Raw genomic sequence first — 17,484 nt, 5'->3', positions numbered from 1 at the left:
AATGAAAAAGTTTTTTACAACGATATGTTTGCCCTGCACACTATTGCTTGCCGTAGCAGTGGGCCTGGGTTCCTGTAATAAATATTTAGATAAATCGCCCCTTACCGACATCAGCGATAAGCAGGCTTTTAAAGATTTTCGCAACTTCCAGGGTTTTACCGAAGAGCTGTACAGTGCTATTCCCCTGCTTACCGGCATTGGCTCGCACAACAACTGGAACTTTGGCGATGAAGACATGTGGGAGCCTACCGAAACCAGGGTGCTGGCGTATAATATAGACCAGGGCGATTACTGGGGCTGGAACACGGCCATCTTTGGCTCGTGGTTTAAAAACGGTGGTGTTCCCAGCAGCCAGGTACGTGGCGATAAGGGTAACCTGTGGGGCTTATCCTGGTATGCCATCCGTAAAGCTAACATAGGTATTGCCAACCTGGGGCTGCTGAACGAGGCTACCGATGAAGAAAAGAACCTGATTGCCGGTCAGCTGTATTTCTTCCGTGGCTGGTATCATTTTATGTTAATGCAGTATTGGGGTGGCCTGCCTTATATAGACCTGGTATTGCCTACCGATCAGACGCCTAAACTGCCCCGCTTAAGCTACCAGGCTACCGCGGAAAAAGTAGCGGCCGATTTACAGAAGGCAGCGGATCTGCTGCCAATAGATTGGGATCAAACCACTGCCGGTGCACAAACTACGGGTAACAACAACTTCCGCATCAATAAAATTATGGCGCTGTGTTTCCTGGGTAAAAACCTGTTGTATGCAGGTAGCCCGTTAATGAACCGCGAATCTACCGGCAACAGCAACTATAATGCAGACTACTGTAAAAAAGCAGCGGAAGTATTTGGCCAGGCCCTTACACTGATAGAGAGTACCAAGAGGTACGAACTGGCTAATTTTGCCAACTACCCCCAACTCTTCTACACCTTTAATCAGAACGGTAAGATACCCGGTTTAAAAGAAGCCATTTTTATGGAAAACCTGGCAGAAGCTGCTGGCCGCTTCCGCTGGAACCAGGTGAACGATTACCGCCCTATGACCATTAACGCTTCCGGTATTAAAGTATATCCCACTGCCAACTATGTGGATTATTACGGCATGGCCAACGGGCTGCCTATTACCGACCCTGCTGTTGCTGATGCTGAAAGCGGTTACACCCCGGAATATCCCTGGAGAAACAGAGATCCCCGCTTTTATAACGACATTATGATTGACGGAGAAAAATGTGTAAACAACGCCGCCAACGTGGGAAACAACCAGTTTCGCCAGTATGCGAGTTTGTATACAGGAGGTTTTTTCCGTACCGACTACTCCACCAAAGCGGTGTTTACGGGTTATATGAACTCCAAGCTGTGCTCTAAGCTCACGAACGACTGGGATGGTTATCGCGAAAACAACACGTTTGTATTAAGCCTGCTACGCTTGTCGGATGTGTACCTGCTGTATGCAGAAGCGGCTTCTGAAGGCAATAATTCACCTACCGGCCAGGCCACCAACTACAGCAAAACCGCGGTAGATGCGGTGAACTTTGTAAGAGACCGTCCGGGGCTGGGCGTAGGCCATGTAGCTGCTAAGTTTTTAGGTTCACAGGATGCCTTCCGCAGTGAATACCGCCGCGAACGTGCGGTAGAGCTGGCATTTGAAGGCCACCGCTTTAACGATCTGCGCCGCTGGCTGCTGTTAACCGAGCGCCCTTATACACTAAAAAAGGGTATTGATTTTGACCGCGCCACGCCTAATGCAGAAATATACGAGAGCCCCAGAACCGCAAAAGTGAACAACTTCCGCGAAAAAGTGCTGTTTGAAAGACAACTGGGACAAAGACATTACTGGTTTCCGTTCCTGATAAGCGATGTGAACATGTATCCGGAATTTAAGCAGAATCCAGGTTGGTAAACTTCAAAACGAACAGTAACAATGAACATCAAAAATATAAGGGCCTGCTGCCTGCTGTTTGCTGCTTCAATGCTGCATTCAGCGGCAATAAAGGCGCAGACAAATAAAGACAGCCTCGTAAACGTGGCTTTTAAAACAGTGGCGCGGGAAGACTTACCGGGCGCTGTAACCTCCATTAACGTTACCGAACTATTAAAGAAAAATTATGCAACGTATAGCCTGGACAACCTGCAAAGCCTGGTGGGTGGCTATACCGGCAATATATGGGGCCAGGCGCCGCTGATACTGGTAGATGGTATACCCCGCCGCGCTACAGATGTGCGCCCGGTAGAAATTGAAACCATTACCATACTCAAAGGGGCCAGCTCGGTGGTACTGTATGGCAGCAATGCCTCCAAAGGGGTAGTGCTGATTACCACCAAGCGCGGTACAGTAAAGCCTTTAAGTATTGATGTGCGTGCCAACTCCGGCTGGTTCTTTCCCAAAGCCTATCCTTCCTACCTGAAGGCAGCTGATTATATGACGTTGTATAACGAGGCCAGCCGTAATGATGGCGTTGCCGAACGTTACACGCAGGATCAGATCAATGCCACAGCTGCGGGAACCAACCCGTACCGCTATCCGGATGTGGATTTCTTCAACTCCGCTTACCTTAAAAAGGCGTATACGCGGCAGGATGTTACCACCGAAATATCGGGCGGTAATGAGTTTGCACGCTACTACACCAACTTTGGTGCATCGTACAACAACAGTATCATGAATTTTGGTGAGCAGAAAAAGAATAATGATTTCAATTTTAATATCCGCGCCAATGTGGATATGAACCTCACCAGCTGGCTTACTGCCAGCACCGATGCGGTAGCTATTTTCAATAACAATTATACAGGCAGGGGCAACTTCTGGGGGGCTTCGGCTACTATGCGTCCCAACTGGTTTTCACCCTTTATCCCCATCAGCATGTTCAGTGCGGGTAATGCAGGCTTAAAAACCATTGCCGATAACAGTAACCACCTGATTGACGGGCAATACCTGCTGGGTGGTATATCCACCGACCAGACCAATGCGTTTGCAGATAACCTGGCTGCGGGGTATATCAAAACCCGTAACAGAACGCTGATGTATAATGTAGGCGCTACGGCGGATTTGGGCAGTGCTGTAAAAGGGCTGAAGTTTAAAACCGTGTACAGCATGGATTATACCTCGTTATATTCCGAAGCTTACCAGGTAAGTTATGCTACCTACGAACCTACCTGGGCTACCGTAGATGGTAAGGATGTAATTACTTCCCTGCGCAAATACAATAACGACCTCAGTTCTACCAACGAATATGTAGGGCAAACGGCGTATACGCAAACCATGAGCTTACGCTCGCAGTTTAATTACGACCGCACTTTTGCTTCTAACCATAATATTACCGGAACCTTGCTGGGCTGGTGGTACCTTACGCAGTTTTCCAGCGATGCTGATAACAATGGCGGTAGTACCTATCACCCTATACGCAATACCAACCTGGGCTTTCAGGCAGGCTATAACTTTAAAAAGCGCTATTACGTTGACTTCTCAGCAGCGGTGGTGCACTCTGCCAAAATGCCGCCGGGTAAACGCAATGCACTGTCACCTACTGTTACGGTGGGCTGGCGCATCAGCGATGAGGCTTTCTTCAAGAACAAGGTGACCTTTGTGGACAATCTGAAGCTGAACGCTTCTTATGCCAATATTAAGCAGGATCTGGATATTACCGGTTTCCGGCCGGATGGCACTACACCTACCGATTACTACCTGTACCAGGGTTATTATGGCAATAACGGTCAGCTCGGTGGCTGGTATCCATGGCGCGATGGTGCTTCCGGCGGCTTTACTTCTATCTCTGGTCAGGGTACCAATCCTGATTTCACCTTTGTGCGCAGGAACGAATTCCGGGTAGGTTTAGAAGCTTCTTTATTAAAAGGCGCTATTACTATGGATGTAAACTATTTCCGCCAGAACACCAATGGCCTACTTACCAGGGGCGTGCTTACGTATCCTTCCTGGTTTAGTGGTAACGGTGATTTCCGCCCGTGGTTGAATTACAATAACGACAGACGTACCGGTGTTGACTTTGCGGTAAACCTGAACCGTAAGTTAGGAGAGGTACAGTACTCTATAGGCGTAACCGGTATGGTGTTTAATTCAACAGCGGTACGCCGTGATGAAATTTACCTGGATGCTTACCAGAACCGTGCAGGCAAAGCCCTGGATGCGTACTGGGGTTATATCAGCGATGGCTTCTTCCAGGATCAGGCAGATATTGATGGTCATGCCCGCCAAACCTTTGGTGGTACGTTAAAGCCTGGTGATATTAAATACCGTGATGTAAACAACGATGGCGTGGTAGATGGTAAAGACCAGGTAAACCTGGGCCGCAACGGCTGGGCTGCCAACCCTTTCAACTACGGTATAAACCTTACTGTTAAGTGGAGACATTTTACATTGTTTGCACTGGCCAGCGGACAAACCGGCGCTATTGGTTTTAAAAACAGTTCGTACTACTGGGTAAGAGGTACCAGCAAATTTTCGGATGCCGTATGGGGTCGCTGGACAGAAGCCACCAAAAACACGGCTGACTATCCGCGCCTGACCACTACTGCCGGTAACAACAACTACCAAAACTCTACCTTCTGGATGTATAAAACCAATCGTTTTAACCTGAGTCGGGTACAGCTTACCTACGACTTCAATAACGATCTGTTTAAAAATTCTGTTATCCATGGCCTGAGTGTATACGTGCTGGGCGATAACCTGCTGGTACTATCGAAAGAACGCAAGCTGATGGAAACGAATATTGGAACCGCCCCGCAATACCGCTTTTATAACCTGGGTATCAGGGCTTCTTTTTAACGAACTAATAAAGCACGGCTATATGAAACTTTATTTGGCTATACTGGGGGCAGCGGTACTTACCGGCACCGCCTGTAAAAAAATGCTGACCCCGGATGAGGAAAACCTCAAATCTGTGGAGCAGATGTATACTGATCCCAACTACGCACAAGGCTTCCTGATGAATGCGTACCGCTCCATTCCTGCTTATTATGATAACAGTGAATATGCTACCGATGATGCGGTAACCAACCAACGCAACGATGGTTACCTGCAAATGGCTACGGGATCGTGGACGGCAGCGAACAGCCCTGTATCGGTATGGAACCCATCCTACGGCGCCATGCAATATGTAAACCTGTTTCTGGCCAACGCCGACAAGGTAAACTGGGCGGCCGATCCGGAAGCAGCGGTGTTGTTTAAAATGCGTATGAAAGGCGAGGCCTATGGCCTGCGTGCGTTGTATATGTACTTTCTGCTGCGCAACCACGGTGGTTTTTCTGCCGATGGTCAGCTGATGGGTGTACCTATCATTACCGAAATGCAAACGGCTGCATCCGGTAACTACAATATGCCGCGCGCTACTTTTGCCGCCTGTGTGCAGCAGATTTATAAAGACCTGGATAGTGCCGAAGCCAATCTGCCTATAGAGTACTCCGACCTGAGTAACGTAAACCAGATACCGGACAAATTTAAAGTGGCTACGCAAAAAACAGCCGTGTACAACCGTGTGATGGGACAGTACTCCCGCCAGTTGTTCAACGGACTTATTGCCAAAGCCTTCCGTGCCAGAACGGCGCTGCTGGCGGCGAGTCCCGGTTTTCAGCACGCCTCTAATTCTGTTACCTGGGCCAACGCAGCAGACTTAGCCAGCGCAATCATTGATTACAAAGGCGGTGTAAGTTCCCTGCCTGCCAACGGTTATACCTACTATGCCAATGCGGCGGATATTGACGGCCTCAGCGGTGGCAACAACCCCTCTGAAATTATCTGGCGCGAAAACATACAAACCGGCAACGGCGACCAGGAAGCAGCCAACTTTCCGCCTACACTGTTTGGCAACGGCGCTATGAACCCTACGCAAAACCTGGTAGATGCTTTTCCTATGGCCAATGGGTATCCCATCAGTCATAACAGCAGCCAGTACGATGCGGCGAATCCCTATAAATCAAGAGATCCGCGTTTAACGGCCTATATCATCTACAACGGTGCAACAGCCGGGGTAAGTAATTCTGTGATCCTTACCGGCAGCAATTCCGGCACTGATAACGGCATCAACGTAAGGGAAACTTCTACCCGCACCGGTTACTATATGAAGAAACGCCTGCGGATGGATGTAAACCGTAACCCGGCTTCTATCAGTGGTAAAAACCGTTACAACCCACGCATCCGCTATACAGAAATATACCTGGCCTATGCCGAAGCGGCTAATGAAGCCTGGGGGCCAACCGGTACCGGCAGCCACAGTTATTCTGCGTACGACATCATTAAAAGAATACGCAGCCGCGCAGGTGTAGGGGCAGGTAATGGGGATGCTTACCTGGAAGAGTGCAAGGGGGATGTTGTTAAAATGCGGGAACTGATACGCAACGAACGCCGCCTGGAGCTGAGCTTTGAAAGCTTCCGTTTCTGGGATCTGCGCCGCTGGAAAGCGCCTCTGAATGAGACCGCACGTGGCATGAACGTGAATGGTACCAGCTACACCCCCTTAAACGTGGAACTTCGCACATACCAGGATTTCATGTATTACGGCCCTATACCTTTTTCAGAGGTGCTGAAGTATAACAACCTGGTGCAGAACAAAGGATGGCAGTAAACGCTTTCAATCATCACTAATTGTAATTAAATATGAATATGTATAAAACTTTTGCATGGCTGGCGGTTGCCGCAGGGGCACTGGCCGGTTGCAACAAGAACCAGGATGTTACCCAGCCGGATTTTGTGTACCAGACCGTTTATTTTTCCACGCAGTTCCCCGCCAGAACGGTGGTGCTGGGCGAAGACCTGATTGTAGATAACTCGCTGGATAATGAGCATAAAGTGAGCATTAAAGCTACGTTGGGCGGCACCAGGGATAACCAGAAGAATGTGACCATAGATTTTGATGTGGATGCATCGCTGCTGAACAACCTGTATTACAGTGCTGCCGGCGCTAAAGTACAGGCCATGCCTGCTAACTACTATACTCTGGCATCTAACAAAATAAACATCACCCCCGGAAACATACTCGGGGGTGTGGAGGTGCAGCTGACAGATGCGTTTTTTGCTGATCCGCTGTCGCTTACCAATACCTACGCCATACCGCTGTTGATGAAGGATGTGCAGGGAGCAGATTCCATCCTGCGCGGCACCGCATCGGTAGCCAACCCCAACCGTTGTATTGATGGCAACTGGGTGGTGAAACCACGCGACTTTGTTATCTATACCGTAAAGTTTGTAAATCCCTGGCATGGCAACTACCTTCGCAGAGGGGTAGACGTAATTACCGGCAAACCCGGCAACAGTGCACTGGATGGCACCTTTAGCCGCAGAAAGCAGTATGTAGAGCAGGATGAAGTAAAATCTACCACCACCAAATCATTAAGCAGTGTGGAACTGCCGCTGGTATTTAAAAACACCGCCGGCCAGAACGTAAACATGAACGTACTGCTGAGCTTTGATGCCAAAAACGAAAACTGCATCATATCTGCCTCCGGCAGTGGCTATACCGCCACCGGCACCGGTAAGTTTGTGAAGAAAGGAGAGAAGAACAGCTGGGGCGCGAAAGACCGCGATGCTTTGTACCTGGAATACACCATCGATCACCCACTGATGCAGATTGTATCTAAAGATACCCTTGTAATGCGCGACCGGGGCATTGTACCGGAATACCTTACACCTGTAGTGAAGCAATAATAATATGAAAAAACTATTTCCTTTGACAGTTGCCCTGTGTTGCTCCGTAGGGAGCGCACAGGCGCAAAACAACCCGGTTATTCAAACCCATTACACGCCCGACCCCGCACCGATGGTACGGAAAGACAGTGTATACCTGTACACCGGTGATGACATACCGGGTTATCCTTTTTATTACATGACCAAATGGCGTGTATATTCCACCGCCGATATGGTGAACTGGACAGATCACGGCTCGCCTATATCCCTGGAGTCGTTCTCCTGGGCGGTAGACCGCGCCTGGGCTGCACAGTGTATTGAGCGCAACGGTAAGTTTTACTGGTACATCTGTGCACAATCGAAGGATAACAATATGGCCATTGGTGTGGCTGTAGGTGATTCGCCCACCGGCCCTTTTAAAGATGCGCTGGGCAAACCGCTTATCGCTACTCCTAATTGGAGTAACATTGACCCCACCGTGCATATAGATAGCGATGGACAAGCTTATCTATATTGGGGCAACGGCCACCTGTTTTATGTAAAGCTAAACAAGGATATGATATCCTACACCGGCGATATAACAGAAGTGCCTCAAACCGCAGCCGCCTTTGGTGGCGTAAGGGGTAGTGGCGATGCTCCCCAGGATATGTTTGTAGAAGGCCCCTGGTTTTACAAACGCAAGCAGCAGTACTATATGATGTACGCCGGCATGGAAAACCGCACCGAATGCTTATCCTACGCCACCAGCGCGAATCCCACCGGCCCCTGGGAGTACAAGGGCAAAATAATGAGCAAGCAGCCCACCAACAGCTTTACCAACCACGGAGGCATCATTGACTTTAAAGGAAAATCATACTTGTTCTACCATAACGCCCTGCTCAAAGGGGGTGGTAGCTTCGGCCGCTCCACCGCTATAGAATCTTTTACCTACCATGCAGACGGCACCATTCCCGCTATCAGCATTTCCGCCGATGGCCCGGCCCCAGTGGGCGTTATCAACCCCTACAAACGGGTAGAAGCAGAAACCAGTGCCAAGGCCGAAAACTGTAGCACCGACCAGGATGAGCATACGGGCGTATATGTATCTGACATCCGCACCGGCGGTTATCTGCGTGTACGTAATGTTGATTTTGGCAAAACACCACCCAAAAGTTTTACTGCTTCTATAGCCGCAGGCCTGGCCGGCGGTATACTGGAAGTATATGCAGATAGTGTAGGGGGCACCAAACTCGCCAGCATCATCGTGTCCCGCACCGGCGGCTGGCAAAACTGGCAAGCCTTTACTGAAAAAGTGGTGGTACCTGTTACCGGTGTGCATGATGTATTCTTTGCTTTTAAAGGGCAGAATATTACAGCGGGGCGTAAGCTGTATAATTTTGATTACTGGAAGTTTGAGCAGTAACGCGGAGTCTTTGTTACAGGAAAGAGGGTAAATCCAGGTTCCTGGTTGTATTAGCAAATGCCTGTATATAAATGTATACAGGCATTTGTACATAAAGTAAGTGCCGGCATGCGTTCTGTCGCGTTATTGCCAACCGGGTGAAATGGGTTAGTTTTGCCGGATGTTCTACAGGCGCAAAGTTATATTAGCATTAATTCAGTTATTCGATGGTGAGCTGGAAAAGATCAGGCTGCAAAAGCTGTTGTTCTTATTTACCAGTAAGCAGCAGAAAACCGAATATGATTTTGTTCCTTACAAGTTTGGCTGTTTTTCCTATTCGGCCAATGCAGATATGACTGCTATGGTAGGAAAGGGGCAACTGGCCGAAACTGAAACACATTTTTCCCGTTTGGATAATACTGATTATCTAAAGCTGCTGAAAGAAACAGATAAAAAAATACTGTCAGATGTTCACCGGCTCTACGGTAAAATGAATGCCGATGCGCTGATGAAGCATACCTATGTTAATTATCCTTATTGGGCTACCAATAGTATTAAGGCAGCCAAAATTCTTTCAATGGAAGAAATGGATAAGGTAAAAGCCACCAGGCCTGAGCGAAACGATACAGTGTTGTTTACTATAGGTTATGAAGGTATTTCTCTGGAAGAATATTTGAACAGATTACTAAAAAATGATGTTCGTGTATTAGTAGACGTGCGTTGCAATCCTTTAAGTATGAAGTTTGGTTTTAATAAGAACCAACTCAAGCGTTATTGCGAAAGCTTACAGATTGAATATATGCATTTTCCAGAGGTAGGTATCCAGTCAGATCAGCGGCAGGAGCTGGTTACACAGTCTGACTACGATGTTCTTTTTGACACTTATCGTAGAAATAATCTCACAAAAACTTCCTCTACTCAGAATAATATATTTAAATTACTTCAGCAATACCAACGTATTGCATTAACGTGCTTTGAAGCCAATATTTGTCAGTGTCATAGAAAACACCTGGCAGAGGCAATTGAAAAATTGCCGGGCTTCACATATGAAGTAAAACATATATAGATGCCATTAACCAAAGTGTTAATCACCGTAAAAACGTACCCCAGCATTTCTGCTAAATATGATGAACTTGTTTGTACTGCCGGTTTTAGAGAAGATGGTTCATGGATAAGAATTTATCCTATTGCTTTTCGGAAGAAGACTTTCGCAGAAAAATACAGTAAGTACGATTGGATTGAAATGGACTTAGTGAAAAACGAAAGTGATTTCAGACCTGAAAGCTACCGGCCCTTCTCTCACGATACACCTATTAAGATTATTGATAAAGTAGACACTGCCAGCAACTGGGCTATTCGTAAGCAAGCTGTATTGGGTAAGGTTCACTATAATCTTTCAGAATTAATTGCAGAAGCAAAAGATAAGAGTATATCCACTTCTTTTGCGGTGTTTAAACCTACACGGGTGTTGGATTTTAAAATAGAGGAAGTAGATAGAGACTGGGATAAGGATAAAATGAAAAAGCTGGTTCATTTGAGAAGTCAGATGGACTTGTTTAAACAGGAAGTAGAAGAAGATATGTTCCAGGTAGTACGTAAGTTGCCCTACAAGTTTTCGTATCTGTTTGAAGATGTGGAAGGGAAGCAAAGCTGCCTGATGATAGAAGATTGGGAAATAGGTCAGTTATACTGGAATTGTTTGGATAAACATAAAGATGAAACTAAGGCCATTGCTGATGTACGGGCGAAGTATATGGATGATTTTGCCAAAACCAAGGACTTGTTCTTTTACCTGGGTACCACACAGCTACACCATTATACCTCGCATAATCCATTTATCATTATAGGTACTTTTCATCCTAAAAAAGAATTGCAGCAAAGCCTTTTTTAAATTGTAATTGCTTTATTGCGTATATGCCTGGTAGTGAAAATAAGTATATAAAAAGCAAACAGGGTGTATAATAAGTGTGATACACCCTGTTTCTATTTTGGTAACCTGATAGAGTCGAATCTCGTCACACGATTCTCAGGTACTCACTTTTTCTTTTGATTCCTCCTTCCTTACTGAGAAACCAGCGTAGTTACACTGGATGGTTCGAGGTTAATGCCAAAGCTGCCGCCCGAAACGCTGAACGAGTTCGCGGCCAGGTTGGTGGTGCTGGTAGTGTAATAACGATTAAAGCCAGTTACAGTTACACCGCTGAGTGTAAAGGGCTGATAGGTGGTAGCGCTGTTTTGGTTTACAATTACCAGCACTACTTTTGATCCGCTTTTATAGGCTGTAACATATACGCCTGATGTTGGATTAGCTGTGCAGGCTATTTTAGTATAGCCAGGACGTACATAGCGGGCGTATTGCGCCATTACATAACCCAGTTTGGTAATGTTGCTGCTTTCATCAATAGGGCCGTAGAAGCGGCGGATATACCACCATACATAGGCTGCCCAGCCTGCGTTCATGCAATCGTGAATTTCTTTGGCGGCGGTCATAGCGTTGCCCCAGTCATTACCGCTAATGGATGAATTAGTATAATGTTCTGTCATCCATACCGATTTGCCAATGCTACCCAGATTATAAGGTGTAGCTCCATAAATGTGGCCGCATACAAAGGATGTTTTGGCTTTGGCAGTAGCATTGCTTAAATATGTGTTGAAAAACGACTGCTGCATGTTAAACGGCTCGGGTGCCATAATGGGGGCACCGCAGTTATCGCCCTGTGCAGCCACAAAGTTGGCTACTTCGGTTGCGGTAGCGCCCATCCAGCCGGAAGCGGAATAGTTAGGTTCGTTCCAGGGGCTGATGGCGTATACACCGCCTACAGCTGAATTATAAGAGCTGAGGTGCGCTGCATAATCTGCATAGGAAGTTGTTTTTAAAGAAAGGCCATTCATCATACTGGCAGGTGCATTCCAGGCGGTAGCAATGACTTTAGCGCCAAAGCCTTTAGCGGCATCAATGGTGGGTTTTTCGGCTGCAAACTGGCCACTGCTGGTGGGTACCATTACCCGTAATATGCTCATGCCAATGCCATTGGTAGTAGAGAAAGCTTTGGTGCGTTGGTCGCTGGTTAAATCGCCAATCCAGATAGGGATGCTGGCTCCACCAAAACCCTGGATCGTTTGCTGAACAGTTGCGCCATCAACGGCAGCGGTTCCCTTGGGAATGTTTTCCTGGCTAGCGGTAACGTCTTTGTTTTTTGAACAGGCCGTAAAGAATAGGCTAAAAGCCAATAATGCTGAACTGGCTTTTACTGTGAAAAGTTGTTTGGTCATGTGATTTAATTAATTAAGTGATTTCATTTTGTTAGAACATGGCAGTACAGGGCGCTGTCAGGTAGGAGCGCGCTTTTTCATTATAGCAATCGATCAACAGTTTTACATAAAAGCAGTGAAAGGAAAATGAAGATGGCAATAGGCTTTTATGGCTGTTACGTAATCTGAAATTAACACAGGCAGATTTCAACAACTGCGTCAGATGTTTTAAAAGCTAGCATATATGTTTAATACATTCCGTTACCTGTTTATTGTGGGCCTGCTATAAAGGAAGCGTTGTATACCCGGTCACTGGTAAACACCTGCAAACGGTACACGCCATAAGGTAACTGAAAATAAACGGTATTGCTGATTTCGGAGGGCTGAAACTGCACCGGCATTTCTTTGCCTGTAGTATTTATACAACGTACCTTTTTTATGGAAGGGCATCCGGGTAATGTAAAATGAAGATAGTTATGTGAAGGATTAGGATATACGCGCATAGTGCCCAATACAGGACGATGCGTTTTGCCATAACATTCCTGGATGCCTATGCCGGCAGCAGTAGTTATATTGGCATCAAGTTGATGAATGGGTTGCCAGCTTCCATCTGCAATAAATAAAGTAGAAGCTCCGTTTTTTCCCCTGTTGGCAGCCCGGTACAGGTTTAGTTGCGAGGAGGCTTGTACATGCGGATCATATCCCACAAAGAAGTTGCCCTGAATGCTTAATAACGAGTCAGGTAGGATGGTGTTGATGCCTTTGTGTAACTGGTACAGGCGAATATGCTGAGCATAGATTTCCCGTTGAGGTGCGTTTGCACCCTGCCAAAGGGTAACGGTAATATAGTCGGTAGAGTCTGCAAAAAACAGGCTGGCTATGTGCAGGTAGATTGCGGAAACTACTATACTGCCGGGGTTAAGGTATTGTTCTGCTAAAGGCGTGGAAGCAGGATAGGGTTGCCTGGTAAAGGGATGAGTGAGCAGTGAACTGTCCAGCTTTTCATAGGGTAAAATGTTCCAGGCCTGACCACATAAAGTGCTGTCAAAACCATATGGATCGTAACCATCTATCGCTGTTAAACCGGTTGCTGCAGCATCCAGCCAGGGTTGTAAGGCGTTGTTTATACCAGTGGTATTTTGCCAAATGGCTGCTATCTTATAAAAGTAATCATTACCGCCCTGCCCACAGGTAGCATTGCCACCGGTGAGTGTGCCTGCCAGGCGATGTTGTTGGTTAAACAATGGGGCACCGGATGAACCCGGTTGTGTAATGCCTATATTCCAGGCGCAACGCCAGAAAGTGGTAGTAGTGTCGTTACTATTGTATGCGGATGATAGAATACTTTGATAGGTAAGTGCAATTTGTGTCGGCTTTCCCCAGGGATGGTGCAGCGTGGCGGCAGGCCATTGAGGGGCTACATTGCTGGCATCCCAACCTGCATAAAATGGATGAAAGCTGGTGGGGGGAATGGTGTTCAGCTTCAGCAGTACCGCATCAGCTCCTTCTGCCTGCACTACCAGGCTGGCACCTGACACGGATTGGATGGTAGGTATAGTGGAATCAGTACAGGTGCGGTATTCATAGTTAAATATAAATACGGCTTCCTGCGCATGCTGCTGGGTGAATATAACATGTTGGGCAGTGAGCACATAAGGTGTTTGGCTATGGCTGGTATTACCTACCAGTGTACCGGTGCACAATGCGCCATCGGTAATGATTTTGCACACGGCCCGTTTTTCTGTTTGCCAATAGGTGCCGTTTTCGCAGTTGATATTTTGTTCGCAGGAAAGAGGGGGTACAGGTGTGGAGTGCTTGCTGCCAAAAAGGTTCAGCCGGTCGTGGTATACATACTTCACTATTAAGCTGCCATAGCTATCTATATGCTCAGGAATGTTCAGCTCTATTACTACCCGGCTGCCGGCCAGTGGGGCAATGGATAAGATGGACTGGCCCTGTAATGTTTCCCTGGTGAAAGGGCCTTGTACCTGTTTGTAGTGGTTGTTATAAACATACAATTTCACACCGGGGGCCAGGTGTAGTGATTGTAGGGTAAGATATAATGAATAGGCGCCTGCCGATTGAATGCCCAAACGCCAGATACGTCCTTTGGTGGTTGTGTACCAGGTGCCGGAATTTTTAGGAGTAAGTGCAGTGGTATACTTGTTGGCAAATACGCATGCTGTTTCATGGTCATTACCGCTAAGCAGCTGGCTGCTGGGGCCGTGGGGGGAAAGTACGGCACAGTTTGCTATGGGCAGATAGGTGATAGGCCAACGCAATGATAATTGCCTGCTGGCAGGCATTTCGGCGGCATGTGCCACCGTTGTGCCTGCCAGTAACAGGAAATAGAAAAGTGCGTACAATAAGCGCATTAGTTGCCGGTATTACCACTAATAGTATTGTCCAGTCTGTAATAATCAAAATCAGCATAGCCACCGGTTGTTTGGGTGGCGTAGTTAAACAATCCCAACCGGTAACCCATGAAATGCGGAATGGTGTACGCCATAGGCAATGGCGTGCCTATAGCTGTCCAGGTGTTACCATCCAGGCTGTAATAAAAATATCCTTTATCTGCCCTGTTACGGAAATCGGCGGCTGCTTTGAGATAAACAACCGGTTGATGTATCGGAATGCTTGCTACCTCTTCCGGAATGCCATTAGCCGTGTTCACCATAACCAGTCGATGATTGCCTTTGGCGCCTGCTTTCACGCCTACCCAGCCATATATTTTCTGAAACAACGTTAACCCCGCACAGTCGCCTTCTTTCATGTGGCGTGTATCCAGCGCCGTAACGGCAGCGCATTCCGGGCCAAAGGTGCGTTGGGTAAGCATGTTGCGTACCATTACCAGGGAGGTATCTATGCGGCTGGTAGTCAGGCGCAGATAGCCACTGCGTTTTGTAAGCGACCAGTTATTATTATCCGGGTTGTGGTTCCATTGCCAGGGAAGGGGCAGGGTGTTAGCGCGTGGGCTACGGTCAAACTCGTCAGAGCATACAATGCCTGGCTGGTAGCCGGTAGATACTGGTAACGGAAGGCTATCGGTAACCTTGCCGTTGACACCCAATATGGGCCAGTCATTTTCCCAGGTTACGGGAACCAGGTAGGGGATGCGTCCCACGGCACCAAAGTCTCTGAACAGGTATGCGAACCAGTTGCCTTCCGGTGTGTTTATCAGGCCACCCTGCGCCACGCCTTTATCCTGCAAGGCCAGTCTTCCTTCATAAGGGCCGGTAAGGCTATCGGCCCTGTGTATTACCACTGTTCGCATGCCGCCTTTGGGCCAGGTGATATTAAAGAGATAATATTTGTTATTGATCTTAAATAGTTGTGATCCTTCTGCTGGCAGACCAATATTATTGCCTGCTGGAGCGCTGGCGTTTTCAATCAGTACACGGCTGGTGCCGGGTTTGATGCCCGAAAGATCGCTTTCCAGTTCGGTGATCATAATGCGGCCGTTGCCATATACCATATACACGCGACCATCCTCTTCAAAGAAAAGCGAATGATCGTGCAGGGCCGGAGAAAAGGACTGGGCTTTCCAGGGGCCTTTTTCTATGTCTTTGGTGGAATAGATATATGTTTTACCGGGAGGATTGGCAAAGGTGCTTACATAATAAGTGCCGTTGTGATAACGCAGGCTGCTGGCCCAGGAGCCGTGGCCGTAGGTGCTTTTACCATTGGTAAGCTTGAAGGCATCTATAGTGCTTAAAGTGTCGTAGGCATAATTTACCAGCTGCCAGTTTACCAGGTCGTTCGATTTCATAATGGGTAACCCGGGATTCATATGCATGGTAGTGCTACTCATATAGTAGGTGTTGCCCTGGCGGATGATAGACATATCCGGCACATCAGCATAAATAATGGGATTGCTGCCTTGTTGGGCTATAACGGTTGCGCTGGTGACCAGGAAGAATAAGGAAACAGGTAATGATAATAAAAAACGTTTCATATTGCAAAGCATACTTTCTGTGTTATAATGAATAATGGGTGTTAGGGTGTTCGGAGGGATGAATTGCGTACTACCAAACCGGAACGTACAATGATGGTATTGGTTTGTTCAAGGTTGCCAATGCCATTAATATGATTGATTAAGTTACGGGCGGCAATTTCGCCCATGTCTTCACCCGGATAGTTGATGGTGGTAAGTGTAGGGTCAATCAGCTCGCCAATGGCATCGTTGTTAAAGCCTACTATGGCTATATCCTTTGGCACCGCAATGCCATTTTCTTTCAGCGTGCGAATACACACGGCTGCCAGGAAGTCGTTGGTGATGAATGCGCCGTCGGGCATAGGCTTGCTGTTCATGATTTTGTTGGCGGCACTGACGCCGGCTTTTTTAGAAAGATCTTCTACCATTAACATACTTTCCTCAAAGGGCAGGCCGTGATCGAATAACGCATCTCTGTAGCCCTTATACCGCTGTGAATACACGTTCCTGTTTAAACTGGAAGTTACATGCACTATCCGGCGGCAACCTTGTTCTATCAGGTGTTGGGTGGCTATATAACCGCATTTGGCATTGTCAATGATCACCACGGTTTTGTTGCCATCCTGCTCTACACGGTCAAAAAACAACACCGGTACGCCTCTTTCAAAAAACGGTTTAAAATGCTCCAGGTTACTGGTGTCAAACGAAAGGGAGGCAATTAACCCATCTACCCGCTTATTAAACAGATTTTTGACATTCGCTGCCTCTTTATGAAAGCTTTCTGAGGAGTGGGCTATAATAATATCATATCCTTCTGATGCAGTTACTTTTTCTATACCTGCTAATACGGAAGTAATAAAGTTGCTGTTAAGCTCGTGCACCAGCACGCCAATGGTTTTGGTTTGCTTGTTACGCAGGTTGCTGGCAAAGGGATTGGTTCGAAAACTGGTTTGCGCCACGAAGTCGGCAATCATTTTCTTTGTTTTCTTATTTACCCCGGGATGATCCTGTAAAGCACGGCTAACTGTAGATGCTGAGATGTTCAGTTGTTTGGCTATATCATAAATGGTAGTTTCTTTTCCCTTTTTCATACAATCGATTACAATTCTACATACAATATAGATATTGTGAATTTCATGAAAATTATTTGAAATCGATTGTAAAAACAGGAAAAGTTTATAATATTACATTCGTGTTAATAGAGATAGCTTAATAGCATAGCAACTAGTAATAAGCAATCGTTACAAAAAACGGGGTGATTATTCACCCCGTTTTCGTTTCTGACAGTAT

Annotated in this window: 11 protein-coding genes; 7 read left to right on the top strand and 4 right to left on the bottom strand. The window is 47.0% G+C overall.

All coding sequences use genetic code 11. The features are described from left to right. Position 1 precedes the first annotated feature (1 nt). From FLA_RS13455 to FLA_RS13425, 7 genes are all read left to right on the top strand, one after another. Positions 2-1,897: a RagB/SusD family nutrient uptake outer membrane protein gene (locus tag FLA_RS13455; protein WP_076382704.1), complete on the top strand. Its 1,896-nt coding sequence runs from the start codon at positions 2-4 to the stop codon at positions 1,895-1,897. 21 nt (positions 1,898-1,918) lie between these two features. Further along, positions 1,919-4,774, top strand: coding sequence for a SusC/RagA family TonB-linked outer membrane protein (locus tag FLA_RS13450; protein WP_076382705.1), 2,856 nt, complete (start codon positions 1,919-1,921; stop codon positions 4,772-4,774). A 22-nt stretch (positions 4,775-4,796) separates the two neighbouring features. Next, positions 4,797-6,569 (top strand): RagB/SusD family nutrient uptake outer membrane protein, encoded by a 1,773-nt coding sequence (locus FLA_RS13445; protein ID WP_076382706.1) that lies wholly within the window; start codon positions 4,797-4,799, stop codon positions 6,567-6,569. A gap of 32 nt (positions 6,570-6,601) precedes the next feature. Continuing rightward, a complete protein-coding gene (locus FLA_RS13440) occupies positions 6,602-7,648 on the top strand; it encodes a DUF5627 domain-containing protein (RefSeq protein WP_197705893.1) in 1,047 nt (348 codons plus the stop codon). Positions 7,649-7,652: 4 nt separating this feature from the next. Next, entirely contained in the window at positions 7,653-9,029 is a 1,377-nt protein-coding gene (locus FLA_RS13435; RefSeq protein ID WP_076382707.1) for a glycoside hydrolase family 43 protein, read from the top strand. Between the two features lie 160 nt (positions 9,030-9,189). Then, positions 9,190-10,074, top strand: a complete 885-nt coding sequence (locus FLA_RS13430) for a DUF488 domain-containing protein (protein ID WP_076382708.1) — start codon at positions 9,190-9,192, stop codon at positions 10,072-10,074. Then, complete coding sequence (locus FLA_RS13425; RefSeq protein ID WP_076382709.1) at positions 10,075-10,899, top strand: hypothetical protein; 825 nt, start codon at positions 10,075-10,077, stop codon at positions 10,897-10,899. Positions 10,900-11,069: 170 nt separating this feature from the next. Here FLA_RS13425 and FLA_RS13420 read toward each other — a convergent pair whose 3' ends face one another. The 4 genes from FLA_RS13420 to FLA_RS13405 all read right to left on the bottom strand — a co-directional run bounded on the left by FLA_RS13420 (position 11,070) and on the right by FLA_RS13405 (position 17,285). Then, positions 11,070-12,281 carry a glycoside hydrolase gene (locus FLA_RS13420; protein ID WP_084206559.1) on the bottom strand — a complete coding sequence of 404 codons (1,212 nt, stop codon included), beginning with the start codon at positions 12,279-12,281 and terminating at the stop codon, positions 11,070-11,072. A gap of 248 nt (positions 12,282-12,529) precedes the next feature. Beyond that, positions 12,530-14,635 carry a trypsin-like serine peptidase gene (locus tag FLA_RS13415; protein ID WP_076382710.1) on the bottom strand — a complete coding sequence of 702 codons (2,106 nt, stop codon included), beginning with the start codon at positions 14,633-14,635 and terminating at the stop codon, positions 12,530-12,532. Continuing rightward, entirely contained in the window at positions 14,635-16,215 is a 1,581-nt protein-coding gene (locus FLA_RS13410) for a glycoside hydrolase family 43 protein (protein WP_076382711.1), read from the bottom strand. The genes FLA_RS13415 and FLA_RS13410 overlap by 1 nt, the downstream gene beginning before the upstream one ends. A 41-nt stretch (positions 16,216-16,256) precedes the next feature. Next, complete coding sequence (locus tag FLA_RS13405) at positions 16,257-17,285, bottom strand: LacI family DNA-binding transcriptional regulator (protein WP_076382712.1); 1,029 nt, start codon at positions 17,283-17,285, stop codon at positions 16,257-16,259. Positions 17,286-17,484: the final 199 nt, after the last annotated feature.

Source organism: Filimonas lacunae, from assembly GCF_002355595.1.
GTDB lineage: Bacteria > Bacteroidota > Bacteroidia > Chitinophagales > Chitinophagaceae > Filimonas > Filimonas lacunae.
The sequence above is the reverse complement of the archived record's forward strand: the minus strand, read 5'-3'. Positions and strand labels throughout refer to the sequence as shown.